This is a genomic window from Burkholderia anthinoferrum (assembly GCF_002925705.1).
Classification (GTDB): domain Bacteria; phylum Pseudomonadota; class Gammaproteobacteria; order Burkholderiales; family Burkholderiaceae; genus Burkholderia; species Burkholderia semiarida.
This window is the reverse complement of record NZ_LFZP01000083.1, coordinates 1-1,154: the sequence shown is the minus strand read 5'-3', so window position 1 is coordinate 1,154 and position 1,154 is coordinate 1. Positions and strand designations below refer to the sequence as shown.

General features: G+C 58.8%; 1 protein-coding gene. It reads right to left on the bottom strand.

Annotated features, from left to right (window positions below; genetic code table 11):
- Positions 1-887: LysR family transcriptional regulator (locus C5F75_RS35985; protein WP_104013547.1), on the bottom strand; the 887-nt coding region annotated here is incomplete at its 3' end.
- Positions 888-1,154 lie beyond the last annotated feature (267 nt).

Here is a 1,154-nt window from a genome sequence, read left to right as displayed (position 1 = left end):
TGATCGGGGCTGTCTAGTTGCGCAATCCACCAGTTCAAAGCGTTCCCTACCTTGTCCTCGCGCCAAGCGAGGTAGCCATTCGTGAACTCGCGCACACCCACAATGCGACGCGCGACCAGCCTGCCTTCGTGTATCGGTTCTTTCGCCACGAAATCGGGCAGCATCCCGACAGCGATACCTTCGCACAGTGCTTGCAGTTTGGCTGCGAGCGTCGGCACGATGATCAGCGGCTGTCCGTCACGGGTGGCCACGGATTGCGGTTGCAGTTCGCGAGAAGTGTCACTAATGACAACACCTCGATATCTTGCGATCGTTTCGCTCTCCAACGGCTCGGGCATGCGGGCGAGTGGATGGTCCGGTGCCACGACAAAAACGTGCCGGAGGGTTCCGATTGGCCGGGCCGCGATGTTGGCCGCATGCGGCGGCTCGCCGAACGCCCCTATCGCGAGATCGGCACGCCGCGTAACCAGGGCATCCCACACGCCCCCAAGCACCTCGGTGGAAAGACTTAGCTGGGTATTCATCTCCAGGCCGTAGAAGGCATGGACATACGGCCATAAGGACTGGATTGGCAAGATTGCATCGACGCATAGTCGAAGCTCCGATTCCCAACTGTCTCGAATGCCTTTTGCTTTGGCCTCCAGGTGTCGAGCGGCGTCCAAAAGACGACGCCCATCTTCCACAACAGCACGACCCGCTTCCGTGAGTCTCGCCCGTCTGCCGCCGCGATCGAACAGCTCGACCTCCAGGTCACTTTCCAGCTTTTGCACAAGGTAAGTGAGCGTCGACGGAACTCTATGCAGCAACTCGGCCGCCTCGGCGAATGTACCGGTCCGGTCAATTGCATCCAACACTTCGAGAATTTCGAATGACAGCTTGGTCGTCATACAGCAGATACTTCTATTGTTCACAGGATTCACCGCGACGGCCGAGCGGCTTTGCCGCAGCAACGCATCCATGCGGTTGCCCAACCTTTCGGGACTCGCTCGGATGCTGATCGGATGGACAAAGGCGATTCGTCCCTGAACCGGATACATCTGCCGGATGCTCTCGTTGACGAAGCCTCCGGCCACGCAATGGTCATTGCGGCAAGAGTCTAAGGGACACGCTGCTGTTTGTCTGCTCGTGGCGTGACGCACAGTTAGCGCATGATT